Raw genomic sequence first — 26022 nt, 5'->3', positions numbered from 1 at the left:
TGGCGTCGTTAATAGGTGGTGGGATTGGCCCAGAGCGCAAAGAAACGATTGGTGCCAGGCGGGAAGCAATAATCGAGCGTGCCGCTGGGTGCCAGGTCCTGCAACGCGTAATCCAGTGCCATGCGATGGACTTCGCCAACCACAAACCCGTCGAGCTTACCGCCCAAGGGGCTGTCCCCCCAATCGCCGTCCTTGATTTGGGAACGCGGCAGCCAGGGTTTGTAGTGGCCGACAAATACGTCGTCCCCGGGTTTGAGGGGGTATTTACCTTGGGAATCCGGACGGATAACTTGGAGCACCCGATACTTCAGCACATACGTATAGCGATACGCACCCAGCTTGGGAAATTGGTCTGGACGCTCCAACAATCGGGCAGTTACTTCGATCTTCCCCAGTTTGGTAACCCATTCGTCTGCGCCCGTCTGCACACGCCGATCAAGCAGCCAAATCACCAGTATCACCGCCACCAACACAGCAATTCCGCGCAATCGCCCCGGCCCGGTGGAACTCGCTCCGTTTTGATGCGTTGCACCGACAGGCTGTAATTGGCCGCTGTCCTGACTGGAGCGGTCATCAGTTTCCGCACTGCCATGGTCAGGAGGCACGTCAGGCATTTATGGCCCTCCGATTTCAGCGTAGGTCCAGTGTGGTTCAAAACCAGGCTGAGTGAGTCGAAAAACCGGGCCGCTCTTGGCGTTGGGATAAAGGGCGTGCATTTCTTTGAAATCATCCGGAACAATGATCGGCGCATCCGCAAGCCGGATGATGGCCAAGGGGCCGTCGGTACCCCCGTCCGTTTTCGGGAAGGAAAAGATCGCATAGCGATTATCCGGCGACGTGCAACCATAATAGATATGACGTCCCCGTTCGGCATAGACCAAACTGCGGCTTTTTCCATCGGCGGTCGCCTGCATCAAAGTGGTCCACCCATATTCGCTTCCCAGCCCAGGCAGGCGGTTGGAATAAATGACGCGGTTGGAATCTCCCTCAAACCAGTCCGGCGTGCAGTTCAATCCCCGGGATATCATAGTCGCCTTTTCGTTATCGAGCTCAATCATCTCCACGTTCCAATCGTACCCCTCCATATTGGCGGTGCCCACCAAACGTTTGCCATCCGGTGACCAGTAAAGTTGCTGGAAAATCCCCTGACGCGGCATTTCCCGGACTACCTTCTTGGATGCAATATCAATAAACTTGATCTTGCCCTCCCGTTTGTAGAGGCAGGCAAGCTGTTTGCCATCCGGGCTCCATGAGGCCCAGGGATACTCTCCGTGCCCACCAAACAACACTGGGTGCGAGCCGTCGGCGTTGGCAATCACCAGTTCACCCATGGCACCCCACATACCGTGATTGACCATCGCTTTGGGTTCGTGCAGAAGCCGGCGATACAAAATGCGTTTGCCATCCGGCGAAAAACGCGCCCCAAACTCGGACCATTCGCGCGAGTCGGTCAGGTTGCGCCGGGCCGAGCCATCGGGGCGCGAAATAAACAAATCGAAATCGCCCGCCGGCGTTTGGGCGGAGAAAAGCAGCCAGCCTTTATTGGCAACTTCCCGCCCCACTTGCAGGCAGTCGGAATCTTCTCCGCACAACGGCACAGGTCCGGCAAGCGCCAGCACACCGGCCAACAACAACAAGTGTAGCCGCGTTACCCAACTGGAACCGCCTAAGTCATAGGGATACTTGCGCATATTCGCCATGTTCAATCTGGTGTCCACACTTGTTCGTCATTGTCGTCCAAACGTGGTAACTTTGTCATCTACTTTCCCGTATGTCCATTGAACTTGGGATTTTTTTTTGTGAAGTTATTTGGTATTCGCAGAAGGCGGCAGTATAATTGAACCCCGGAAGGCAAACGTATGCGTTTTAGTTTATCTGCCGAGTCCGCCTGCAAACAGGCGGAGGCTCTCCGCCGCTCACCGGGTGGGGCTGTCCGTCATTGGCCAGGTGCATTCCGGGTTGCGAGCGCTGGGTTTGTTTTGCTGGCTCTGGGTCTGCTCGCATGGTCTGGCCCGAACGGGTACGGAGCGGCCAAACAACCTGCCCATCGCACGGGCTTGGTTTATGATGATCTATTTGGCAGGCACAATCCCGGCTCCTCCCATCCTGAACGCTTTGAACGATTAGAGGCTGTCATGGCCGGATTGAAGGAGCACAAGCTGCTTGCTGAACTACTGCTACTCAAACCCGTGCCCACTACCACCGCATGGGTCACCACCATTCATTCCCCGGAATATCTCGAACGTGTGAAAGCCAGCGTGGCGGAGGGGGCTGCCTACCTCGACACGCGGGATGTGCCGCTCACCGCCGACTCGTACATGATCGCCCTGCTGGCGGCGGGTGGGGTACAGGTCGCCGTGGATGCCGTGATGGATGGCCGGGTCAAAAACGCCTTTTGCTTGATCCGCCCGCCCGGCCACCATGCCCTCAAGGACAAGGCCATGGGCTTCTGCATCTTCAACAACGTCGCCATCGCCGCCCGCTACCTCCAGCAAAAGCACCACCTGGCCAAAATCCTCATCGTGGATTGGGACGTCCACCATGGCAATGGCACCCAAGCCGCCTTTTACAATGATCCGACGGTCGTCTATTTCTCCGTGCATCAACATCCTGCCTATCCAAACACTGGGCTGCGCGAGGAGCGTGGGGAAGGCGCTGGCACCAATACGACGTATAACGTGCCCCTGCAGCCTGGCAGTTCCATCGGCAACTATAAACGCGCCTTTCACGAGGTGTTGGTCCCGGCGGCAGCCAATTTTAAACCGGATTTCGTGCTCATTTCCGCTGGCTTCGATGCCCTCGAAAATGACCCCATTGGCCGCATGAAGCTGACGGCTGCTGACTATGCGGAACTGACGCGGATCGTTAAAGACATCGCCAACCAATACTGCCATGGCCGCCTGGTATCCGCGCTGGAGGGTGGATACGATCCTCAAAACCTCGCCGCCGCTGTCGAAGCCCACCTCCGTGAACTGATGAAGTAGCGGACTATTCTCCCGCCATTCAAGGTGACGAGGCGTGACCGGTTAAGTTGCCAGCTAAGCGCGCTCACACGGTGTCCCGGTTTCTTGCTGCCGGAGACGGCAGCAGGCAATTCCACGCAAATTCCGATTGCCAGCGCGGGGCGGGTGCGCTCTTATCGTGGCTGGTTTTCTTTATGAAACGTCTTTTGCAATACACAATGGCGGCAACCCTTTTGATGGGTGCCGTATGGCAAGCCGGGTCCGCAGTGGGACCGGCCGCACCGGAATTGGTCAACATCCAGAATTTGAACGGGCAGTTCGCTGATCCCGGCCCGGCCTATCGCGGCAAGCCGTTCTGGAGTTGGAACGGCGCCCTCGACAAGGACGAGCTGCTGCGCCAGGCGCGCGTGCTCAAGCAGATGGGCATGGGCGGGTTCTTCATGCACTCCCGCACCGGGCTGCAGACGGAGTATCTTGGAAAGGACTGGTTCCACCTGATCAATGCCTGTGCCGATGAGGCAGTCCGCCTCAAAATGGAAGCGTGGCTCTATGACGAAGACCGCTGGCCCAGCGGCACCGCCGGCGGCATGGTCACCCAGAATCCCAAGTTCCGCCAAAAGTTCCTGAGCCTGCGCACCATCCCGGCAGAGCAGTTTAAATGGGACATCACCATCTCTGCCGCGTTCGCTTGCGACCTGAACAACCTGAGCTTCACTTCCGCCCAGCGCATCGGGCCGGACAACACGCCCGCGCCCGGCCAGACCGTGCTTGCGTTCTCCATTGAGGAAATGGATCCCTCCACGTTCTTCAATGGGTTCACCGATGTGGACCGCCTCAACCGCGCCGCCACTGCTGAGTTCCTCAAGCTGACCCATGAGAAGTACCGTCTGTACTGTGGCGATCGCCTGGGCAGCTCGATCAAGGGCATCTTCACGGATGAACCGCATCATGGCGCGGTCTTCAGCGGGTTCAGCTTGGACAACACCAACAAGCTGCGCATGACGCCCTGGACCGAAGCGTTGCCGGAACAGTTCCGCAAGCGGTTTGGTTACGACCTCGTTGACAAGCTGCCCGAGCTGTTCCTGCAAAAGGACGGCCAGGCGGTGGCGGAAGTGAAGTGGCAGTACATGGAGTTGTTGCAATCCATGTTCCTCGACAACTTCTCCAAGCCGATCTTTGAATGGTGCCAGACCAATAAGATTCAGTTCACCGGGCATTATTTGCATGAGGACAGCCTCGTGTCCCAAGCCGCCATGCAAGGGTCGCTGATGCGGGCCTATGAATATATGCATCAGCCGGGCGTGGATGTGCTTACCGAGGGCAACCGGAACTATTGGATCGTCAAGCAGCTCGCCTCCACGGCACGGCAGCTCAACCAGCCATGGCTGATGAGCGAACTCTACGGCGTCACCGGTTGGCAGTTCAATTTCGAGGGGCACAAGTACGTGGGCGATTGGCAGGCGCTGTTCGGCATCAACGTGCGCTGCCATCACTTGAGCTGGTACACCATGGAGGGCGAAGCCAAGCGCGATTACCCGGCCAGCATCTTCTATCAGTCCGCCTGGTGGAGGGATTACAAGTTCGTGGAGGATTACTATTCCCGCCTCGGCCTGATGCTGCACCAGGGGCAACCGGTCTGCGATGTTCTGGTGTTGAATCCCATCGAGAGCACGTGGTGCCAAGTCGGCGTGGGTTGGGCCAACGGGCTTTCCGCCCGGACGCCCGCGTTGCAGGAATTGGAAAAGGGCTACCGGGAAATGTTCGGTTGGCTCACCAGCGCGCATATTGATTTCGATTACGGCGATGAAGAAATGCTCAGCCGGTTGGGGCAGACCGGGCGGGATGGCAAGGGGCAGCCGACGGTGCGCCTGGGCGCGATGCAATACCACGCCGTGATTGTGCCGCGCATGGTCACCCTGCGCGATACCACCCTCGCGATGCTGCAAGCCTTCAAGCAGGCGGGCGGGCGCGTGATCTTTGCCGGGCCGGCACCGGCATACGTCAACGCGGTGAAATCCGGCGCCCCGGCGGAGCTGGCCGCGTACTCGACGGCCGTGCCGTGGGATGGCGAAGCGGTCGTGGACGCCGTCAAGAAATCCGTGCGCGTGCCGGTGGAGATCACCTGCGCCGCCGATGGCAAAGCCGCCGGCAATGTGTTCTGCCAGTTGCGCAGCGACGGGGAAAACCAGTTCCTTGTGGCCATGAACATGGACCGCACCAATGGCGTCGAGGACGCGGTGATCCGCGTCTGGGGCGACCGCCACCAGGTGGCCGAATGGGATTGCGCCACCGCCGCGCATTACCAGGTGCCCACGCAGCGCAAAGAAGGCTGGGTGGAGTTCCACACCCGCTTCCTCCCGCTGGGCGAGCGCGTGTTCGTGCTGAACCGCGAGCCGATGGCGGGGGCCGCCGAACGCCCCGTGTTCAAGGAGACCGGCCGCCAGATCTGCACCGGGCCGTTCGCCTATTCGCTGAGTGAAGACAACGTCTGCGTGCTCGACCTCGCCAAGTGGCAACTCAACGACGGCGCTTGGGAGCCGGAGAATGAAGTCCTGAAGGTGGACCGCGCCATCCGCGCGAAGCTGAACGTGCCGGTGCGTAGCGGCCACATGGTGCAACCGTGGTTCCAGGCCAAGCAGCAGCCCAAGCCCAAAGGCCTCTGCCAGGTGCGGCTCAATTACAGCTTCGTCATCGAGACGCAGATGGTCAACAGCATCAAAGTTGCCATCGAACATCCCGAGCGCGTCTCCATCCTGCTCAACGGCCGGCCGCTGGACGCCAAGCCCAACGGCTGGTGGGTGGACCCGGTGTTCAAGACCATCCCGCTGCCCAAGGTCCAGCTCTTGCCGGGCCGCAACGAAATCGAACTCAAGGTCGAGGCCTTCCATGAAGGCGTCAACCTCGAAGCCATCTACCTCCTCGGCGAATTCGGCGTCCGCCTGCGCGGCACCGCCAAGCACCTGGAGCAACTGCCGGCCACCCTCGCCGTGGGCGATCTGGTCGCCCAGGGCCTGCCGTTCTATGGCGGCAGCGTCGCCTATGAGATTCCCATGCCGCTGCGCACCGTCAAGCAAACCGGCCGCATGTTCCTGGAGACGCCCAAATTCGAGGCCGCCTGCCTGAAGATGACCTCGGGAACGGAGACGCGTTACGTGGCCTGGCAACCGTACGAGCTGGAAATCATCGAGACCCCCAGCCTGCGCGGCGTGGTGACCTTGCACGCGGTGCTGACCCGGCGCAACACCTTTGGCCCGCTCCACCAGGTGCCGGTGAAAGTCGCGGCCTACGGTCCGGGCAACTGGGTGACCGAAGGCAAAGGCTTCGCGCTGGATTACCAATTATATCCGGCCGGCCTGCTCGCCCCGCCCGTCATCTCCTGGCGCAAGCCGGTGGAATAAGGGTTGGTCGGTTGCCAGGGGGTTTGATCCCGAGCGGATAGATCAGCGAGGCATTGCGCCGCGTGTGTCTGGCGCGATGAGCGAAACTCCCCGCCCTGTGACCCGCTCAATCAATGAGTAGAGGAAACTAAATGGGCATTTGTGATGGGGTGGCGGGGAACAGGGAACGATCAGTTCACCGATGCGGCGGAGCCGCATTCGGTGAAGCGTCAGGTTCGGCTTCTGGGTCACTGAGGGCGTCAACGACGGAATTGATGAATGCGATTTGTTCCTCTTCCGGCCTGGACTCGATGACCTTCAAAATCGGTGGTGTCGGAATGTGTTCACCCGTAGTTCGCTTTGCGTTCTTGGTCGCGATCATGGTCTTGAAGATACGCATGGCGAAACCGAGAAAGTGAGCCACCTCTCCAGGCTGTGGACGCATGGTCCAGGTGCAAAGTTCCCGCTGCTCGGCACACGTGCGAATGGTCATGATTGCTAAAAGCCATTCCTGGCACAACTCGGCTGGGTTCTCGTCCGGAAAAACCTTCATCAAATGAGTTTTGACCCGCTCGGTTTCCTTGTGCAACCGACTCTCCAACTCATTGCAGGCACGCAGGACTAAACCGCTAGGGGCAGATCTTTCGCGCGCCCATGCATATCGCAAGTCGAGTATCCATTGCTGAATGTCCGAAGGAAGTTCCTTATAGAAGGGAACTGCCTCGAAGTGCTTTGCCTCTTCTGGCAGTAGCCGACCTTCGAACTCTACTGGCCCTTTGCCTGGTATGTCAGCACGCATATGCTTTAGCCGGACAGTCTTCTTGCCCGCCCTTCTCGTTCCTAGTTTCCGTTGGCCAGTTGGTTATCATGCTGCCGACCATCCCCCCAAAGGCCGCTCGGGTCAATGCGAAACGGCCGCCGTTGAGGCGGCCGTTCGCGTCTTGCCTCTGCTCACAAGCTCATGTGACTGATCGGGTCGCTCCAATCGCTGATGCCGGAGTTCATCGCCTTGCAAACAGATCGCGGCGACGCCAGACGGCTAAGGCGGCTATGCCAATCACAGCGAGCGTCATCGAGCCTGGTTCAGGCACCATTACGGTCGGGGTGTATTGCCAAGCAGTGCCGGGATAATTCCCGTCAGCCAGATTCATTACGATGGTGAGGCTCGTGGACTCTCCGGGACCATACGGGACAACGAATTGACCGGTTCCGCTTATGAGTCCCGAGCTAAAAATAGCCTTGTTATCGTAAAAGACATCCAGTGTATCTGGAATGGCATAAAACATATAATCAATCACCAACACGCCTGTGATGGGCAAAAAGGTAAGCGTGTTGGTTGCTGGGGAAGGGGGAGACTGGTCTGAAGGGTTATAATTGCCATATTGGGTAGGAAACGTTTGTCCAACCGATGTTGCCGTTGAACTGAACCAAAGCAGCACCAACAGGAGGGAGACGTTTCTTGCGCTGTTCACCGTGGCGCGCAGCCGAGACACAAGGTTCTTGAGTTTCATAGTTGTTTTAAGAATAATTAGGCATTGGTCTTGAACCGTCTTTATTTGCAGACAGTGTAGCCACATTTTCCAGCAGGGAAAACAATTTCCTCCCGCCGCCGCGTGATTGTGTGGAAGCGCGGCGGCGAGGAGGGGATTAAGAGTTGTTTTGCTCTGGCTCATCAGCCGGGGAGACTCACAAACTCATGTGGCTGATCGCGTCGCTCCAATCGCTTTTGCGGGTGGAACCGCCGATGGCGCGGACCTGGATGCTGTAGTTGGTGCCCGGCGTCAGGTCGTCGAGGAGTATGTCGCGGGAGCTGGTGAATAACCCGCCCATCTGCCAGGGACCGAGCGTGCCACCGGCGGCGATCACGGCGTAACGCACCTCGTAGCAACGGGCGTTGGCGATGGCTTTGACGCGGATTTTGAGTTGGCCGCTGTTGCTGTTTTCCACGCGCACATCCATGGGCTTGGGCAAGGGAGTGGAGGGGCCATGGCCGCTCACGGCTTCAAAGCCGCTGCTGAGCAAGAGGGCCAAGTCATCACCGCAGTGCTCCTGGACGTGACCGGCCAGCTTGCGCAGCAGGGTCACCAGGATCGCGCGCTTGTTGTTTTTATCCGCCGTGGCCGCCTTGCCGCCATCGGGTTGGGCGGCGATGGCGTTGGTGAAGTCCGTCACCGCCGCCTGCAATGCCACTTTCGTCACGGGCGGGTTGGCATAGGCGGGGATGTCAAAGAGTTGAGCCAGAACGCGCCCGCCCGTTTCCTCCAGGTTATGGTCGGGGGCATTGGTGAAGCCGAGTAATACTCGCAGATGATTCATACGTTTATACGGTTGAGGTTCCGGCACATTGCCATCCCAGACCAAGCCGGGGTCACCCCACCGAAACGGGGTGCCGTCCGGGTAAGTGCCGTTCCAGGTAAGGGGGGTAGGTGCCATAGTATTGGTTTTTGGTTAGTTTTGATGCTTTTGCAGGGTGAAAGGGTCAAAAATCGGGTAAATCCGGTTAACTCACTGAAAAACAAGACCTTATGCGTTCGGCGTCCGGTTTTGGATGGCTTGGACAAGCCTTTGTCCAGGCCGGACAAGGTCTTGTTTGCCACGGACAAGGTCTTGTTTGCCACGGACAAGGTCTTGTCCGTAGCGGAAAGGGTTGCTTGCCGGTGCCAAGGGGTTTGGGTTGGGGATGACAAAAGGGTGCCCTTCACGCTGGAAAGCGCTTCCGTAGTTCCGCCGATGGTGTGGCCGGAAACTGAATCGAATATCCTACCTGGAAACATGTGGTTCATGCTCGATTGACAGTGATCTTTCACGGAAGGTACCCATTCATCTTAGCCCTGACAAGCGTTTTTTGTAAGAAAGTTTTTGCGCATGTTGCCCAGCCACCCTCTGGCATCCCATGGGATGATCAAATGCCCGGAAGCTTGCCTTGGCCGAACCCGCAGGGGGCGCAGTTAGATGCCGACCGGCAATTACGGCTTGCCCGCCACCAGCGCGTCGGTTTCGCGCAGGGTGAAGCGGGTGCTGACGACGGAGTGTTTGGCGGTGCCGGGTTGGTATTTGATGTAGGTGGTGGCCACGATGGTGCCGTCGGGCAGGAGTTCCATGCCGGGATAGCCGCAATCGCCGCCCGCATTGCTGTGCAGGAGTTTGATGCGGTACTGGCCGGGTTTAACGTTCCGGATGTCGTCATAGGTGCCCACCCAGGCGACGAAATGGCCCTTGGTGGGGCTTTGCGGGGCTTGATCGCGGAAGGCGATGACGTGCCGCACCAAGATCGCGGTTCACGATCAGACGGCCAACAATTCACTTTATTTTCAACCACACTTACGGTATAGCAAACGCCATGAAAGTTATCGCATTCAATGGCAGTCCGCGTCCGGATGGAAACACCTTCCACCTGTTGCAACATGTGTTCCAGGAGTTGCACAAGGAGGGGATCGAGACGGAACTCATCAACCTGGGCACCGTGCCCATCCGGGGATGCCGGGCCTGTTACCATTGCTTTGAGACCCGCGATGCCCAGTGCAGCATGAAGCACGACATCGTGAATGAGAGCATTGCCAAGATGCTGGCCGCGGATGGCGTCATCCTGGCTTCGCCCACGTATTTCGCCAACGTGACCGCCGAGATGAAGGCGTTCATTGATCGCGCGGGGCTGGTCGCCAAAGCCAACGGGGGACACTTTCGCCGCAAGGTCGGGGCCGCCGTGGTGGCGGTGCGGCGTGGTGGCGAGATGCAGGTGTTCAATGCCCTCAACAGCTTTTTCCTGATCAGCGAGATGATTGTGCCCGGCTCCTGTTATTGGAACATGGGCTTCGGCCTGGACAAGGGGCAGGTGGAGAACGACGAGGAAGGCGTGCGCACCATGCACGTCCTGGGCCAGAACATGGCGTGGCTGCTGAAGACCATCCATGGTTAATTGGTGAAAAAGCCTGTTCAATCGCCGTGGGGCGTGGCTCAATGGCGCGAGTCATGTTTGAACTGATTAAAACAGATACCACCTGCAAGGCGCGGCTGGGACGATTGACGACGACGCGCGGGGTGATTGACACGCCGATCTTCATGCCCGTGGGCACCCAGGGCAGCGTGAAGGCCATTGACCCGCGTGAGTTGGATGAAATGGGCACCCAGATCATCCTGGGCAACACCTACCATCTGAACGTCCGCCCCGGCATGGACATCATTCGCGCCGCCGGCGGGTTGCACCGGTTCATCAATTGGACCAAACCCATTCTCACCGATAGCGGCGGGTTCCAGGTGTTCAGCCTCGCCAAGATCCGGAAGGTCAAGTCGCACGGCGTCGAGTTCCGCTCGCACCTCGACGGCTCGGCAATGTTCCTCGGGCCCAAGGAGGCAATGGAAATCCAGCGGCTGCTCGGCTCGGACATTGCCATGGTCTTCGACGAATGCCCGCCCCATAACGCGCCGGCCAAGGAAATCCATGCCGCCGTGGAACGGACGCTGCGCTGGGCGCGGGAATGCCGCGACCAACCCCAATTGCCCGGCCAGCAAGTGTTCGGCATTGTGCAGGGCGCCAGCAACGCGGCCTTGCGCGAGGAATGCGCCAAGAAACTCGTGGCGATGGATTTCGACGGCTATGCCATCGGCGGCGTGAGCGTCGGCGAACCGGAGCCGGAAATGATGAGCGCGGTGGAAATGGCCGAGCCGTTCCTGCCCGCCAACAAGGCCCGTTACGCGATGGGCTTGGGCACCCCGGCGCAGATGGTGGAGTTGGTGGCGCGCGGCGTGGATATGTTCGATTGCGTGTTGCCGACGCGCGTGGCGCGCAATGGCACCGCGTTCACGTATCAGGGCACGTACAGCATCAAGGGCGGGGCGTACAAGGCCGACTTTCGGCCCATCGAGGAAGGCTGCACCTGCTTTGCCTGCCAGCGCTTTACCCGCGCGTACATCCGGCATCTGCTCAACGTGAATGAGATTCTGGGGCTGCGGCTGGTCAGCGTGCACAACAGTCACATGTATCTGCAACTCATGCGCGACATCCGGGCGCATCTGGCAGCGGGAACCTTTGGGGAGTTCCGGCGGCATTTCATCGCAAACTACGTGCCCAGCAAACGCATCCTCATGGCGCGCGAGGCGGCGGCGAAGTAGGGGCCTGGTGGAACAATAGGAACTGTTCCTTGCCGCGATGGTTCAATTGCCAAACGACGGTCCAGTCGCCGGGCGGCAGTTTGGGTTTGGTATCGCGCTTGGTCTCCAACTGGCACAGGAACCACGCCGCTTCCGGGAGCGGTTGCCCTTTCAAGGTCTCGATCCGGCGGGTCTTCAAATTAATATAGTAATGCAGCAGCCCGCGCTGCGGTTCGCCCAACCCCTGGCTCAAGACCAACTGGCCGGGCGGAATCTTGTCGCGCAGTTGCAGGAACGGACGATACGAGGCGTGTACTTCCGCGTAGGGCAACCACAGCGTCATGATCAACCCATAAAAGCACACTAACCCACCGGCCCAGGACAACAGCCATTTTTGCCACGGCGCTTCCTCGCGTGGCAGGATGCAGACCAGCCAGAAGCCGGTGAGCAACAGCGCCCCGAGCAGATGTTGCCAGTGGAACTCCGGGGTGAAGTTCGGCTGCGATTTGTGCATGAGCTGCAGGACCATCGCGGGGACGCCGGTAAACTGTGCCAGCCATCCCAGCCACGCCCCCGCTATCGCCAGCCCGAAAAAGCCCAGGCTGAAAATCGTCAGGCCTTTCGCCAACCGTTCCGGCAACGTCTCCGGCAGGCGCGCCGCCAGCAGGCAAAACGGCGCGAGCATCGGCACGGCGTAGAGGGAACGCCCGGTCGTGGACGCTGAGAAAATCACAAACATCAGCACCAGCAACAGCAGCGGCGCTTGTGTGGTGGGATCGGCCAGGATGCCGCGCCGCTCCCGATAGATCAGCCACACCACCAGCGGAAACGCCGGCCAGGCAAACCAGGGCAGCGTATGGAAATAGAGAAAGTGGTTTTGGCTCGGCCCGCCCCCGCCGGAACCGGCAAAGCGATCCCAGTTCTGCACCCAGAACCATTCGTTGAACAGCGCCGGGGAGCGGGCGTAAAGCATCGCCGGCCACACCACCAGCCAGGGGAGCAACGCCAGCAGTGCGGCAATGAGCGTGCCGAGATAGGCCCGCGTGCGCCACGCGCGGAACAGGATGGGCAATAACCCTGCCGTCAGCCCCAGGAAGGCCGGTCCCAGGATTCCCTTCGCCATGAACGCCAGCCCGGTGCCGGTCCCCAGCCACATTCCGCCCAGCCAGGGCCGGCTCCCGCAAAGCGACAGCCCGTACAGGGCTACGGCGAACCCCGCGAGCAACGCGTTATCCGTGATCAGAAAATGCGCGGTATGAATCAAGCCGACGCAGCCGATCAGGAGCAGCGCGGCAATCTGTCCTTTGCCGTCCCCATACCATCGCCGGCTGGCCAGACCCACGCACAATAAGGTGATGCCCAGGAAGAATGCGGACGCCAACCGGGCCGCCTCATGCGGCGCCAGCAGCCAGGAGAAACACTTGGTAAAGCAGGCTGCCGTGATGAAATAGACCGGCGGTTTCTCCATGAACGGCTCGCCCCCCAGCGTGGGAACCACCCAATCCCCGGTTTCCACAATATGCCAGACCAGCCCGACGGTGTACGGCTCATCGGCTTTCCACGGATCGCGCCCGATCAATCCCGGCAGCAGCCACGCCAGGATGAGCAGCGCCAGCAGCCAGGACTTATTGAGTTTATGGATGATCGTCACGCGGCAAGCCTTCTAACAGAACCACGCGAACCTCAGCAAGGCCAATCTATCACCCTCCGGCCGCGGGCGCCGAATGCCTCCCTCAATCCGAAGGATTGACAGAATGTAGCCGGTTCGGTCGCGAGGGGCACGGGGCGCGACCACCGGAAACGCAGAAAAAAGACGAATGCACCCCGGAGCGGGTGCCAGAGAGGGTGAGGGAATGGTTTTCTGAAGAATCTATGAGGCGGCGTCAGGTAGATTTGCTCTCACTTTTTATTCCTTTGAAATAATAAAAACGATGTGATGTGTTTGGAAAAGCCAATCATAAAAGCGGAACCTGATAACACGGCTACCATCAGGAAAAACAATGGATGAGGTCGCGATATTAATGCTGGAAGGCACAATAACGCTCCAGCAAACATCAAGATCACCATTGTCCAACGTGCCCATCTTTGACCGGTCCATAATGCGTACATAAGACCAATGGAGAAACAAATGCGGGCAAGAGAACCAAATATCTGGTCAAACCCCTTCTGCATGCCCAAAACGATCGTTATACCAATATCAATGGCCAACAACACGGCGAAGATGATGGCTAGTAGCGTACGACCTCGCTTCTGTTTATCATCTAGAGTTATGGGCGGAGCGGGAATCGGTGGTGGCATCATTTTTTCCTTAAACTTGAATGAACTCTGAACTCGTTATTTCCGTTGGTTCATTATTTATCATGGCACTACCATCCCTAAAACGCCCCCGCCGGTCAATTGCAAAACGATGTCGCCCAGGGGCATGGGACCTTATCGGGCACGGTTTCTGGCATCCCTTCAGGATGCATTGGTTTATTGGCCGCCTTTCCGGAGGTCATGCCCCGTTCCCCTCATGACGCTCCGGCTAGCTATCTGTCATCCCGTTCGGGATGATCAAATGCCCGGAAGCCTGCCTTGGCCGAACCCGGAGGGTTCGCATAAAGTAGCCGGTCCGGTCGCGAGGGGCACGGGGCGCGACCACCGGTAAACCGTAGAAAGGGGAGCGCACCCCGGAGCGGGTGCCAGAAAAGGGATCCAACGATAACCACGCCCCAGATCATGCGGTGAAATCATGACGGCCATGACGAATGCCGGACAACACTTGACGGGAAGCCGCAACGGCGGGATATTGAACGCCGTGACCATGAATACGAAAAATCCAATGCGCGACTGGATGCAGGAGATTCCTGCGTCGGGCGTGGGAACGGAAAGTCAATGAAAAATGACTCATCCTATGGTTTGACTCTGTTAAAAAATGGAAAGAGGCAGCTTATATGAGAGTGCCGAATATTATATTCCTTGCGGTTGTGCTCTTTGCAGTGAGTGGATGCGTCACTGGTAGTCATGGTCATGGCGTGACCGTTGGATTGCCCTACTGTTTCGTTGAAGAATCGGCAAATCAAAGCATTGCAGAACGCATTGGTCGAATTATCCCCATTGATCTTGATCAAGTGCTTCTGTTTCCAGTTGTGACACGTGGAATCATTAATGGGAAAAACATTAATTACGGAATCGGATCGCCATTGTTGTACAAGCCTGGAACTGATGTCGAAAGCCTGATCTTCAAAGGCGTTGAGAAATGGCCTGTGAAACGCTATATGGTGTGGGTTCGCGGGTATTACATGGAACAAATACCGAGGTTGTTTTTATATTCAGATACTATTTGGGGACGAAAGTGTCTTTTAGTGGAACTTACACCGGTTAAGCCAGGGACAGACCAAAGAAAAATGGGGGATGACATTATCCGTGAACTCAAGAAGAAAGAAATCATCGTCAAACAGTGTATTCCGATCACAGACGAAATGGATTATGCGCAGTTGATTCAAGCTTCTGCATTGACGAGTTGGATGAGGGATCCACTTTCAGGATATAAACGCGAAATTGGCGTTTGGGACACGCCCGGCTGGAAGATACAAATCATGCTAACGGATGATGATTTTGAACTGATCGAGTCGTACTTGCGTGGAGAAAAAGGGGGCAAACGATAACCACGACCCAGATCATGCGGTGAACTCATGACGTTCATGACAAATGCCGGACAACACTTGACGGGAAGCCGCAACGGCGGGATATTGAACGCCGTGACCATGAATACGAATAATCCAATGCGCGACTGGATGCAGGCGATTCCTGTATCGGGTGTGGAAACCAAAAGTCCATGAAAAATGACCCTGGTACCTTTGCGATCACTTTGACCATACCAAGAGCCAGTCGCCCTGATCTGTTAGGGCGATACTTCGCTGTTGGAGAAAGAATCCTACCATGACCAACGTTATCATCGTCATCGGTGCCGGCTCAATCGGTCAGGCGATTGCGCGCCGTGTCAGCGCAGGCAAGCACGTCCTGCTGGCAGATCTCCGGCGGGAAAATGCCGATGCCGCCGCAAAAGTCCTTGGCGACGCCGGATTCGCGGTGAGCACAGCGATCGTGGATGTCTCCTCGCGCCAGTCGGTTCACTCGCTCGTCGAGACCGCTACGGCGCTCGGGGCCGTCACCGGCGTGATCCACGCCGCCGGTGTGTCACCCTCTCAGGCATCCCCGGCCACGATTCTTAAGGTCGATCTCTATGGCACCGCGCTCGTGCTCGAGGAGTTCGGCAATGTCATCGCCCCCGGCGGTGCGGGCGTCGTGATTGCCTCGCAGTCGGGACACCGCCTCCCGGCGCTGACGCCCGAGCAAAACAAGGCGCTGGCGACGACGCCCGCCGATGAGTTGCTCGCCCTTCCGATGCTCCAGCCGGACCAGGTGACGGACTCGCTGCGCGCTTACCAGCTTTCCAAGCGCGGCAACTCTCTTCGCGTAATGGCCGAGGCAGTGCGCTGGGGCAAGCGCGGAGCCCGAATCAACACGATCAGCCCTGGCATCATCATCACCCCCCTTGCCAGGGAAGAGTTGGCTGGCCCACGCGGCGAGGGATATCGGCACATGATCGAACTGTCAGCAGTCGGGCGCGCCGGCACCCCGGATGAGGTGGGGACCGTGGGTGCTCTCCTGATGGGGCCAGAGGGCGCATTCATCACCGGCAGCGACTTCCTCATGGACGGCGGCGTCACAGCCGCCTATTGGTTCGGCGAACTCGCTCCCAAATGACGCCTTCCGGTGGGTATGGAACATAGGCATTCCGCTGACGCGTCCACCGACGCGACTTTTACCGCAACGCGACAGAAAAGGCGTTCCACTATAACAACGCCCTAAATGAGACGATATGATTGTCTCGTCAGGCAATGGCTCCTGGGCCGCCATTCCACCGCCGGCAACTTCTCTCAGGGACGATCCTCTTCCGCCTGGGTGCGGGATACTTTCACCACCGCGCGCGTCGTTACCACCTTTGAACTGGCCTATGCCGATGCGCAAGGCGTGGAGGTCAACGCGGAAAGCGCCCGCGCCTTTGGTGCGGACGTGGCGCGCGCACTGGCGGCTGATCTGGCGGTGCCGACAGCGGAGGTGAAGTAATGGAATGAACCGGAGTATTGCGGCTCCGGTTCATGACCGACACGGCTTTATTTTAAACTCTTTTTGAGGAATTCGTAGCTGACGCGCGCGTAATCGAAGGGTGAACCTTCTCCGTTATCCTGTTCATAGATGTACCAATCAATGCCCGCTTCGTCGCCAGCGGCAAAGATTTCCGGCCAATTAAGCGTTCCCTGACCCAGCGGCTTCAATTGCGCTTTCTTGCCGTCTTTCGCCGGGATGACGTCTTTGGCGTGGACCACATGGACCCGGTTTTTGAATTTGCGGATATAGGCGGCGGGATCAACGCCGGCATTGGCGGCCCAAGCCATGTCAAGTTCGGTGGCAAGATTCTCCGGTTTGGTGGATTCCAGCAGGATATCGAGTTTGTAGCGCGGGTCGCCGGGGAACTTCTCGAATTCCCAACTGTGATTATGGTAGGAGAGACGGATGCCCGCTGCGCGCAATTTCGCGCCCAGATCGTCGAGGCGTTTGGCGCCTTTCAGCCAGACTTCCAAGTTGGCCTTGCAATCATTCATCATGCCGCCGGGCGCCAGATCGGTCACGCCGACGGTTTTCCAAATCTGCACGTTCTTCTCAAATTCCTTTTCAAAGGGCTCGATGGCGACATGGGCCGCGATGGCCTTCAGCCCCGCTTTGTCCAGTTCCTCGCGGATTTTCTCTGCTGGAAGATTGGGCATGCCGCTCCACTGCACATACTCCCAACCCATCTCGCGTACTTTCTTGAGCGTGTCGGAAAGGTCTTTTTTCGCGGGATCGCGCATGGTGTACAGTTGCAAGGCGATGCCGCGTTTGCCCTTGGTGGGGGCGGCGCCGAGTACCGAGTGGCATGAGAGTGCCAGGAGTCCCAGCGCGGTTAATGCGTCTCTACGGGTCAGTTGTTGATGATTCAATGTCATAATTGTGTCAATGGTTACCGATTGGTTTTCAACCGGGATCATGCGCAATAACGTATCGTGGCCTGAAACCGCGTCAAGCTCCGATTGGATGCCATCGGTTGGCGAAACGTGGCTGGTTACTTTTTGCGACGGCTCGGTGGCCGGTTGGTAAGCAGGGTGGGGGGCGCGGACGTTTCCTTCAACAGCGGGACGTTCCCGGCTTGCATGCCTTCGAGCGCGAGTTGGCCCATGGCGGACAGCAGGGAGAGTTCGGTTTGCAGGTTGGTGAACACGCGATTGCTCAAGCCAATCTCGTATTCGCTTACCTCCGGCTGGCTCAGCAGCCGGGTATTCTTGAATTTACCGACGGTGATTTCCAGGGAATCAATGCCGCCGAATTGCATCTTAAGCCGGTTGAAATCGGAAAACTTCGGATTCTCCTCCTTGAGTGAAGGCGCTTTGGTTGTCATGGCGTCGTACAGTGCGGCGACGTTGACCAGCCCGGTGGCGTTTTCCACGAGATGAAACTCCGCGAGGTTCAAGCGCAGCCGGTTTAAATGCAGCGTGTGCGACAACATGGCGTCGCGATCATATTCGATCAGCAATTCCGGCATCACCACCATGGGCGAGCCGCCGAATTCGGGGCGGTTGTAGGCGACGAGGTGTTCGATGCGAAAGCGCGGATGGAAGATGCCGACTTCCAGTTTGCCGATTTTAATGTCCAGCCCGGTCTGGTGCTTGAGTTGCGCTTCGGCCACCCAGCGGGCAATGGTGTCCATGCTCAGCAGGCCGATCACCAGGAGCGCGATCAGAACCAGGAAACCGCCCAGCAACCACTTGGCGAGGGTCTTCATGGCGAAAACGTGATATCCTCGGGCTGAACGTCCAGACATTCATCCTGATCCTCCCAGATCAATGTGGGATAATGATCCAGGAATAGCGGGTAGAGGTGCTGGTGGGCTTGGATGAACAGTTTCTCGACGCCCAACGCGGCTTCTTCGCAGGCGTCATCGTAATTCTGGACGAGTCGGCGCTGGCGGTCATCCCAGTGTGCGACCGCGTGAAACGGAACGTACTGCTCGGCCCACGCGCTGGTGGCGGGCTGCAATTCAGTGGGCAAATCTTCAAACGCCAGCAACGGCTCGTTACAATGCTGGCAGATCAATCCGGATTCCTTGACGTCCCGGGTGATTAACGGCAGAAAGGGCGCGCGACAACAGGGGGAGAGGATGTAGGGGGAGGGGAGCGTGACCAACCGTTTGTGCCAGATCTGGCGGCTCTGGGCCGCTTGGGCCGCCAGGCGATAGGTGCCCACCAACGGATGGGACATGCGCCAAACACGGCCTTTCAATTGGCCCAGCGTTTGCGCCATCCAGCGCGCCAGCGTGAGATCGTCCCAATCGCGAAAGACCTGTGCGTATTCCTGCCACAGGGCGTCCAACGGTGAATCCGGTCGGTGTTCCATCGGACCAAGGATGACTGAAAGCGGCTAAAGTGCAACGCCTGTTTTCATTGGGAAGAGGCTTCGAAAAGCAAGGAAACGGATGGTCTTTGGTGCGATTGACCCGCAGTTTCGACACCCTATTCCAAACCGCGATCGGTCAGGTCCTCTTCATCCAGGCCGAGGTAATGGCCCAGTTCGTGGAGCAGGGTGGTGCGGACTTCAAACCTATATTCCGCCTCCCCGCCGCCTTCGTCGGAGATCATCAGCCAGAGGTTTTCCAGGTAGAGGATGATTTGCGGCGGCAGCGGGTCATCCAGCTCGGTGTTATGATCGCCGCCGACAAACAGCCCGAGGACATCCGGCTCCAGGCCGTCCGCCACCAGGTCCGGGCTGGGGACGGTTTCAAACAGGATGGGAATGGCGTTGGCTTCCTGCCGGATTTGGGCCGGCAGGGCTTTGATGGTTTGCGCTACCTCGGTTTCGGCGATGGCGCGCAGCCACTCCCATTCGGGCAGCGGTTGGTTCACACGCTACTTTCCCAGAACTTGCTTCAAGGCGACCAGGCAGCGTTTGTTCTCAGCCGGGGTGCCGACGGAGATGCGCACCCATTCGGGCAATTGGTACCCGCCCATCGGGCGCACGATGACGCCGAGCTTTTGCAGGGCCTGAAACACGTGCTGACCTTCGCCGACCTTGACGAGGATGAAGTTGCCGCCGGACGGCACGTAGTCCAAGCCAAGCTTGCGGAAGGCCTGTTCATAGACAGCTAGTCCCTTGAGGTTGTTGGCGCGGGTTTTGCGTACGTGCGCGGCGTCGTCCAGCGCGGCGAGCGCGCCAGCCTGGGCAATCGAGTTGGTGTTGAACGGCTGCCGGATCTTTTCCAACGCGGCGATGAAGTCGGGATGGCCGATGCCGTAGCCCATCCGCAATCCCGCCAAGCCTAGAATCTTGGAGAAGGTGCGCATGAGCAGGAGGTTGGGCCGTTTGCCCGAGGCAATCAGCGGGGCGAAGTCCACCGGGTCTTCCAGGAATTCGATATACGCCTCATCCATGGCCAGCAGCACGTGCGGCGGGAGTTCCTTCACTAGGCGTTCCAAATCCTTGCGCGTGGCCAAGGTGCCGGTGGGGTTGTTGGGGTTGGCCACGAACATCACGCGCGTCTGCGGGGTGACGGCCGCCAGCATCGCGGAGAGATCGTGCCCGAGGTTCTTCGCTGGCACAGTGACGACCTTCGCGCCGAACAGCTTGGCGACGATCGGATACACCAGGAAGCAGTATTGCGACATGACGACTTCCGTGCCTGGCTCCAGCAGGGCGTGGCCGACCATCTCAATGATTTCATTGGAACCGTTGCCGAGGATCAGGTTCTCCGGCGCGACACCGAGTTTGCGCGCGAGCTTTTGCTTGAGATAAAACGCGCTGCCGTCCGGGTAGAGGTTCACCTTGGCGGCGGCCTGGCACATGGCCTTGACGGCCTTGGGCGAGGGGCCGAGCGGGTTTTCGTTGGAGGCCAGCTTGATGATGTCATCCGCCGGCAAGCCGAGTTCGCGGGCGACTTCCTCGATGGGACGGCCCGGCTGGTACACCGGCAGGCTGGCTAAGGAATTGTTCAGGGCTAATCCAGTATTCATAAATATTAAAGTGATGGCGCAGGTATGCGGAAAGTCGGTTGGACGCAACGGCGGTTATTTATTAAGTGTCAGGAAATTCCGCATGATGGTTCGCCCGTGCTCCGTCAGGATGCTTTCGGGATGGAACTGCACGCCCCAGATTGGGTATTGGCGATGGCGCACGCCCATGATTTCGCCTTCCTCGGTTTCCGCCGTGATCTCCAGGCAATCCGGGATGGTCTCGCGCTTGATCACCAACGAGTGGTAGCGCGTCGCCAGGAACGGATTCGGCATGTCCTTGAACAAATCCTTGCCGTTATGTTTAATGGGCGAAGTCTTGCCGTGCATCATCCGGTAATTGACGATGACCTCTCCGCCGAACGTATGCCCGATGCACTGATGCCCCAGGCAGACGCCGAACAGCGGAATGCGCGGGCCAAACGTGCGGATGGCGTCGTTGGACAGCCCGGCTTCGCGCGGCGAGCACGGCCCCGGGGAAACCAGGATGCGCTCCGGCTTCAGCGCCTCGATCTGCGCCAGCGTGATCTGGTCGTTGCGGAAGATGCGCAGGTCCACCTGCATCTCGCCCAGGTATTGCACCAGGTTGTACGTGAAGGAGTCGTAATTATCAATGACCAGCATCATACCTTAATCAATTTTGGGTTCCGGCGTTAGCTCGCGGACCGGATTTTTCTTTGGGGGGCGGCCCACCGGACGGCGCGGCAGTATCTTGAACAATTCCAGTTGCGGCTCCTTGATGAACTCGTAGTTCTTCAAGATGCGCATCACTTGCAGCACATCGGACTTCTGATAGTTGCGGTTGACCTCGATGTGCGCGATCAGGTTGGACAAAATGGTGCGGAACGGGATGATCGCGTCAATCCCCTTGGCCTTGAGCATTTCGATGCTTTGCTGGCGGGCCTCGTGGGCGGCGGGCAACGCCGGCACGACCAGAATTTTGGTCACTTCGCCGTCAATGCCGAACGCCTTGGTCGCCAGTTGGAACGTCGCGGGCCCCAGGTTCCGGAAAATCTCCGGCGTATTGGCCAGCAGGCTCGGGCTGAATGTTTCCGTGTGCCACGCGCGGATGACCACCATGGCGCGCGACACGTTTTCCAGGTCTGTGCTGTTCAAGATGAACGGCAGACTCACCGCCGACGGTTGCGGGTGCGGGTTGATGACGAACAAATCCACATCATCATCATCCCCCTTGAGCGGGGTGCGGGTCTTGCGCTGTTGCCGGACAAAGAAGCCCTGCAACTCGAAGTATTCGCGGACAATCGTTTCTGAAACAGCAGCCATGGTGTTAGTATGCCGTTAAAAGCCAAGATGCAAAGCCTGTTTAATTGCCGATTCCGGGACCGCCTGGCCCCACGTCACCTCGCCAATCCGCTTGGCCAGGACAAATTTCACCTCGCCACCGCTGACCTTCTTATCCAACTGCATCGCGGCCATGAGCCGGGCGAACTGCGCGCGGGTGAGTTGAATCTGCGTCGGCAATCCCGCCCGCTTGAACCACGCTTCAATGCGCGGCACGTCTGCGGATGGCAGCCCCGTCTGCGCCGCCGAGATGCTGGCCGCCGCGACTTGCCCGATGGAAATCGCCTCGCCGTGCAAGTAGGTCCCGTAACGCGTGATCGCCTCAATCGCGTGGCCAATCGTGTGGCCGAAATTCAGAATCGCCCGCAGGCCGCTCTCCGTTTCATCCTGCCCCACCACCTCGGCCTTGATCTCGCAACTGCGCGCCACCACCTCGGCGAGCAACGCCGGGTCCAGCTTCAACAGCGCGGGCAGATGCTCCTCCAGCCGCGCAAAGAACGCGGCGTCATAGATGATGCCGTATTTGATCACCTCGGCCAGCCCGGCCTTGAACTCCCGCTTGGGCAGCGTCTTCAACGTATCCAGGTCGCACAACACCAGGCGCGGCTGATAGAACGCGCCGACCAGGTTTTTCCCCGCCTTCAGGTTCACCCCCGTCTTGCCGCCCACCGAACTATCCACCTGCGAGAGCAGCGTCGTCGGCACCTGCACGAACGGAATCCCGCGCAGATACGTCGCCGCGACAAACCCCGCCAGATCCCCGACCACCCCGCCCCCCAGCGCGACGATGAACGACTTGCGCTCCAACCGATGCTGCGCCAGCGCATCATAACACCGCTCCACCTGCCGGATGCACTTGGATTTTTCCCCCGCCGGGATCGTGAACAACACCGGCGCAAACCCCGCCTGCGTCAGGTTCGCCAGCACCCGCTTGGCATAGCGCGGCGCGACGTTGGCATCCGTGATCACGGCGCAACGTTGCCCCAACTTGAGATTGCGGCACTCTTCCCCCAGGCGATCCAGCAGACCGCCCGCCACCATGATTAAATAACTTCGCCCGCCGAGCGGGACATTGACCACACGCATGGACCAAGCATAAGATGAAATTGGCCGGGATCAAGAATTCAAATCTAAAAACCATGTCGCAACCGTACGGCCAAAAATTGGAGTGCGGTGGCAACCGTCGGGGGAGAAGGGGGGCGGCGGGCGACGCGCCGCGTTGGTTGTCGTTTGTTTTTAGTTGCAGTCAGCCGCGATTTTGCCATAGTACCAACATGGCTTAACAGCTTGCTGCGCGTCGCAGTTTTGGTTGTTTTGGCCTGGCAATCAGTGAACCCAATTGCATCAATAACTATCGTACGGATCGTGGTCTTGGTCGCAGTGTATTTTGTCTGTGGCCTGGTGGGAAGCGAGATCACCTTCATGTCCGGCAAATTAACCCTGGTGTGGCCCCAGGCTGCCATCGCGTTGGCAGCCCTGTTGCTTTTTGGCAAACAGTATTGGCCGGGCGTGGCAGCAGGCGCCATCGTGTTTTCGCTGATGAACGGCAGGGACGTGGGGTATTTCACGCTGGGCACCATGGTCGGCAATACGGTGGGCGCTCTGGTCTGCGTCCATTTGCTGGAAAAGCTGGCGGGTTTTCAAAAGCCCATGGAACGGGTGCGCGATGTCGCTGCGTTTGTCGGGCTCACCTGCCTGGTTGGCGCTACGATGAATGCAGCTTGCAGTGCCGTGGGTTTGATTTATGACGGCGCGGCCGACTGGGATGATCTTTATTCCACGGTGCTGAGTTGGTGGATTCCCAACATGATGGCGGGACTCATCATTACGCCTTTCTTTTTGGCTTGGGTTTCCCCGGCACGGACCATCGAATGGCGCTCCCCACGCATGGTGGAGTTTCTGCTCTGGGCCGGTGGTCTGGCGGGCACGGTGAGTTTTTCGTTTCATTCCTGGTTCGGGTATGGGATCGAGAATTATCCACTGGCCTATTTGCCTTATCCGTTTTTGGTTTGGGGTTCGTTGCGGTTTGGTCAGCGCGGCGCCACGCTGAGCACGCTCGTGTTATCGGCGGTGGCGATTTACTCCTTGCAGCAGGGCCGGGGGCCATTCGTAAGCGCCAATGAAAAGGAAAGTTTACTGATCATTGGTTGTTACCTGGGCATTCTGGCCATCAGCAACCTGCTTCTGGCGGCCACGGTGTTAGAGCGCCGGCAGGCGGAATGCGCCGTCGAGGAAAGTGAAAAACGTTATCGCACGGTGGTGGAAGATCAGAAGGATCTGATCTGGCGTTTTACCTCGGAAGGCATCATCACGTTTGTCAACGGAGCGTATTGCCGGTTCTATGAAAAGAGCCGCGAAGAATTAATGGGCAGTAATTTTCTGACGATGCTGGCGCCGGAGGACCGCGAGATTCCCTTGCAGTATTTTCAAACGTTGACCCCCGAGCATCCGACCGTCTCCTATGACCAGAAAGTTCACCTGTCGGATCACAAGTTTATCTGGCAGCAATTTACGATTCGGCGGTTGTTTGGTCCGGTGGCCGATGCCACGGAGTTTCAGGCGGTGGTCCAGGATGTCACCCGGTACAAGGAGGTGGAGGAGAAAATTCGCAAGTTGAACGAGGAACTGGAATTGCGCGCGCGCGAAATTGAACGGGTCAATGAGGATTTGCGCAAACAGATTCAAGAGCGGCGGCAGGTGGAGGATCAGTTGCGCCAATCCCAAAAGCTGGAGGCCATCGGGCAACTGGCCGGCGGGGTGGCGCACGACTTCAATAACCTGCTGACCATCATCCTGGGCAATGCACAATTAATGACCACCAAAGGCCGGGCGGTAACGGTCAACGCGGAGTCCTTGGACCAAATTACCCGAGCGGCGGAGCGGGCGGCCAATTTGACCCGGCAATTGCTGACGTTCAGCCGGCGGCAGGTGATGGCGTTGGAGTTGGTGGATTTGTGCGAGGTGGTGAGCAATCTCAGCAAGATGCTCAACCGCATCCTGGGGGAGGATATTTCGATGCAGTTGCGTTTACCCGCGGGGCTGCCACGGATTCAGGCGGATGCCGGCATGATTGAACAGGTGTTGCTGAACCTGGCCGTGAATTCACGGGACGCCATGCCCAAGGGCGGGGTGCTGACCATTGAGGTTTCGCTCCAGAAGATTACGGATGCACCGTTGCCGCCGTCTGCCAATGCGATCCCCGGCGACTACCTGTGCCTGCGGGTCACGGATACGGGTTGCGGGATTGCGCCGGAGCATTTACCCCATGTTTTTGAACCTTTTTTCACCACGAAGGATGTTGGGAAGGGCACCGGCTTGGGGTTGGCCACCGCCTATGGCATTGTGCAACAGCATAAAGGCTGGGTGCTGGTGACCACCAAGATGGGCCAAGGCTCGACCTTCGAGGTATTTCTGCCCGCCTTGGATCAAAGCGTGCCGAGTACCAGCAAACCTGCCGTTGCCCAACGAACGCCGGGCGGCACGGAAACCGTGCTGGTGGTGGAGGATGATGATGGGGTGCGCACACTGGTGCAAGGGGTGCTGGAAGATTGCGGGTACAAAGTATTCACCGCCGCCCATGGCCAGCAAGCCATGGAGCTGTGGCGACAAAACCGGGACCAGATTCACCTTTTGTTCACGGACATTGTCATGCCCGGCGGCATCAACGGCAAGGATCTGGCTAATCTTTTCAAAGCCGACCGCCCCCGGCTTAAGATCATTCTTAGCAGTGGGTATAATCAGAAACTCCAGGGCGAGGATCTCCAAGCCTCCGAAGGCAAGTACTACCTGGCCAAGCCCTACAATCCCTCGCGGCTCGTTGCCATGGTGCGGGACTGTCTGGATTCCCCATAAGGCCGAGCTTGTTTCCCATCCCCGTGCCGCCGACGTGAGTCGGCGCATCGTTCGGTTTTGGCCCCATCGGCGGTCGCGCCCGCACTGACACTCCCTGAGCAGATCAGCGCGGACTCACGTCCGCGACTACCCAAACCATGGCGCGCCTTGGCTTTACCCACCACGGCAGCGTGTTCTCTGGCCAACATAGCATCTCTTGGCGATACGGATATAACTTTTGCTAGTACTGCCATGACACCGGATGGAGCTTCCAGAACACCGGATAAATATTCCGAAACACTGGATACTATTTCAAGAACACTTGGTGAGGTTTTGTAAATATAATTGTGTAAATGTTTTTTTGTTTTGTTTTTTGTTGTT

The 26022-nt window shown here is 58.4% G+C and carries 24 protein-coding genes and 1 pseudogene; 8 read left to right on the top strand and 17 right to left on the bottom strand.

From position 1 onward, the window contains the following. Positions 1–8: 8 nt before the first annotated feature. The gene (locus WCO56_12085) at positions 9–614 is read right to left on the bottom strand and encodes a hypothetical protein (GenBank protein ID MEI7730306.1); all 606 of its coding nucleotides are present in this window, start codon (positions 612–614) and stop codon (positions 9–11) included. Further along, positions 615–1691: a hypothetical protein gene (locus WCO56_12080; protein ID MEI7730305.1), complete on the bottom strand. Its 1077-nt coding sequence runs from the start codon at positions 1689–1691 to the stop codon at positions 615–617. 366 nt (positions 1692–2057) lie between these two features. On the opposite strand from WCO56_12080, the gene WCO56_12075 reads away from it, so the two are divergent. After that, the gene (locus WCO56_12075; GenBank protein ID MEI7730304.1) at positions 2058–2984 is read left to right on the top strand and encodes a histone deacetylase; all 927 of its coding nucleotides are present in this window, start codon (positions 2058–2060) and stop codon (positions 2982–2984) included. Positions 2985–3157: 173 nt separating this feature from the next. Then, positions 3158–6361, top strand: a complete 3204-nt coding sequence (locus WCO56_12070) for a glycosyl hydrolase (protein ID MEI7730303.1) — start codon at positions 3158–3160, stop codon at positions 6359–6361. A 175-nt stretch (positions 6362–6536) separates the two neighbouring features. Here the strand turns inward: WCO56_12070 and WCO56_12065 are convergent, their stop codons facing one another. The 4 genes and pseudogenes from WCO56_12065 to WCO56_12050 form a co-directional block, all read right to left on the bottom strand. Then, a complete protein-coding gene (locus tag WCO56_12065; GenBank protein MEI7730302.1) occupies positions 6537–7139 on the bottom strand; it encodes a hypothetical protein in 603 nt (200 codons plus the stop codon). A gap of 202 nt (positions 7140–7341) precedes the next feature. Further along, the gene (locus WCO56_12060) at positions 7342–7851 is read right to left on the bottom strand and encodes a PEP-CTERM sorting domain-containing protein (protein ID MEI7730301.1); all 510 of its coding nucleotides are present in this window, start codon (positions 7849–7851) and stop codon (positions 7342–7344) included. 175 nt (positions 7852–8026) lie between these two features. Further along, entirely contained in the window at positions 8027–8773 is a 747-nt protein-coding gene (locus WCO56_12055; protein ID MEI7730300.1) for a fibronectin type III domain-containing protein, read from the bottom strand. A gap of 533 nt (positions 8774–9306) precedes the next feature. Continuing rightward, positions 9307–9588: pseudogene (locus tag WCO56_12050) on the bottom strand (exo-alpha-sialidase). Positions 9589–9680: 92 nt separating this feature from the next. Between WCO56_12050 and WCO56_12045 the strand changes: the two are divergent. Both WCO56_12045 and tgt read left to right on the top strand, forming a co-directional pair. Beyond that, complete coding sequence (locus WCO56_12045; protein MEI7730299.1) at positions 9681–10256, top strand: flavodoxin family protein; 576 nt, start codon at positions 9681–9683, stop codon at positions 10254–10256. Between the two features lie 53 nt (positions 10257–10309). Then, positions 10310–11449, top strand: a complete 1140-nt coding sequence (gene tgt / locus WCO56_12040) for a tRNA guanosine(34) transglycosylase Tgt (GenBank protein MEI7730298.1) — start codon at positions 10310–10312, stop codon at positions 11447–11449. Here tgt and WCO56_12035 read toward each other — a convergent pair. Together WCO56_12035 and WCO56_12030 are read right to left on the bottom strand one after the other, a co-directional pair. Next, a complete protein-coding gene (locus WCO56_12035; GenBank protein MEI7730297.1) occupies positions 11421–13079 on the bottom strand; it encodes a glycosyltransferase family 39 protein in 1659 nt (552 codons plus the stop codon). The genes tgt and WCO56_12035 overlap by 29 nt on opposite strands. A 248-nt stretch (positions 13080–13327) precedes the next feature. Further along, a complete protein-coding gene (locus tag WCO56_12030) occupies positions 13328–13729 on the bottom strand; it encodes a hypothetical protein (GenBank protein ID MEI7730296.1) in 402 nt (133 codons plus the stop codon). A 632-nt stretch (positions 13730–14361) separates the two neighbouring features. Between WCO56_12030 and WCO56_12025 the strand changes: the two genes are divergently transcribed. The 3 genes from WCO56_12025 (at position 14362) to WCO56_12015 (ending at position 16540) form a co-directional block, all read left to right on the top strand. Beyond that, a complete protein-coding gene (locus WCO56_12025; protein MEI7730295.1) occupies positions 14362–15075 on the top strand; it encodes a hypothetical protein in 714 nt (237 codons plus the stop codon). Positions 15076–15349: 274 nt separating this feature from the next. Then, positions 15350–16177 (top strand): SDR family oxidoreductase, encoded by an 828-nt coding sequence (locus WCO56_12020; GenBank protein ID MEI7730294.1) that lies wholly within the window; start codon positions 15350–15352, stop codon positions 16175–16177. Positions 16178–16282: 105 nt separating this feature from the next. Then, positions 16283–16540 (top strand): hypothetical protein, encoded by a 258-nt coding sequence (locus WCO56_12015; protein ID MEI7730293.1) that lies wholly within the window; start codon positions 16283–16285, stop codon positions 16538–16540. A gap of 47 nt (positions 16541–16587) precedes the next feature. Here the strand turns inward: WCO56_12015 and WCO56_12010 are convergent, their stop codons facing one another. From WCO56_12010 to aroB, 8 genes are all read right to left on the bottom strand, one after another. Next, on the bottom strand, positions 16588–17457 hold the full coding sequence (locus tag WCO56_12010; protein MEI7730292.1) for a sugar phosphate isomerase/epimerase: 870 nt from the start codon (positions 17455–17457) through the stop codon (positions 16588–16590). Between the two features lie 116 nt (positions 17458–17573). Continuing rightward, a complete protein-coding gene (locus WCO56_12005; GenBank protein MEI7730291.1) occupies positions 17574–18290 on the bottom strand; it encodes a hypothetical protein in 717 nt (238 codons plus the stop codon). Beyond that, positions 18287–18901, bottom strand: a complete 615-nt coding sequence (locus WCO56_12000) for a hypothetical protein (protein ID MEI7730290.1) — start codon at positions 18899–18901, stop codon at positions 18287–18289. Before WCO56_12000 ends, WCO56_12005 begins: the two co-directional genes overlap by 4 nt. A gap of 116 nt (positions 18902–19017) precedes the next feature. Continuing rightward, entirely contained in the window at positions 19018–19407 is a 390-nt protein-coding gene (locus tag WCO56_11995) for a metallopeptidase family protein (GenBank protein ID MEI7730289.1), read from the bottom strand. A 3-nt stretch (positions 19408–19410) separates the two neighbouring features. After that, complete coding sequence (gene hisC, locus WCO56_11990) at positions 19411–20511, bottom strand: histidinol-phosphate transaminase (protein MEI7730288.1); 1101 nt, start codon at positions 20509–20511, stop codon at positions 19411–19413. A gap of 54 nt (positions 20512–20565) precedes the next feature. After that, positions 20566–21135 (bottom strand): aminodeoxychorismate/anthranilate synthase component II, encoded by a 570-nt coding sequence (locus tag WCO56_11985; GenBank protein MEI7730287.1) that lies wholly within the window; start codon positions 21133–21135, stop codon positions 20566–20568. A 3-nt stretch (positions 21136–21138) separates the two neighbouring features. Continuing rightward, the gene (locus WCO56_11980; GenBank protein ID MEI7730286.1) at positions 21139–21792 is read right to left on the bottom strand and encodes a hypothetical protein; all 654 of its coding nucleotides are present in this window, start codon (positions 21790–21792) and stop codon (positions 21139–21141) included. 15 nt (positions 21793–21807) lie between these two features. Further along, complete coding sequence (gene aroB / locus WCO56_11975) at positions 21808–22896, bottom strand: 3-dehydroquinate synthase (GenBank protein MEI7730285.1); 1089 nt, start codon at positions 22894–22896, stop codon at positions 21808–21810. Between the two features lie 243 nt (positions 22897–23139). On the opposite strand from aroB, the gene WCO56_11970 reads away from it, so the two are divergent. Continuing rightward, a complete protein-coding gene (locus WCO56_11970; protein ID MEI7730284.1) occupies positions 23140–25662 on the top strand; it encodes an MASE1 domain-containing protein in 2523 nt (840 codons plus the stop codon). Here the strand turns inward: WCO56_11970 and WCO56_11965 are convergent. Then, a partial coding sequence (locus WCO56_11965) for a hypothetical protein (protein ID MEI7730283.1) occupies positions 25608–26022 on the bottom strand: 415 nt, incomplete at its 5' end. The two genes, WCO56_11970 and WCO56_11965, sit on opposite strands and share 55 nt — an antisense overlap.

This window comes from Verrucomicrobiota bacterium, assembly GCA_037139415.1.
Taxonomy (GTDB): Bacteria; Verrucomicrobiota; Verrucomicrobiia; order Limisphaerales; family Fontisphaeraceae; genus JBAXGN01.
This window is presented reverse-complemented; position numbering and strand designations above follow the sequence as displayed.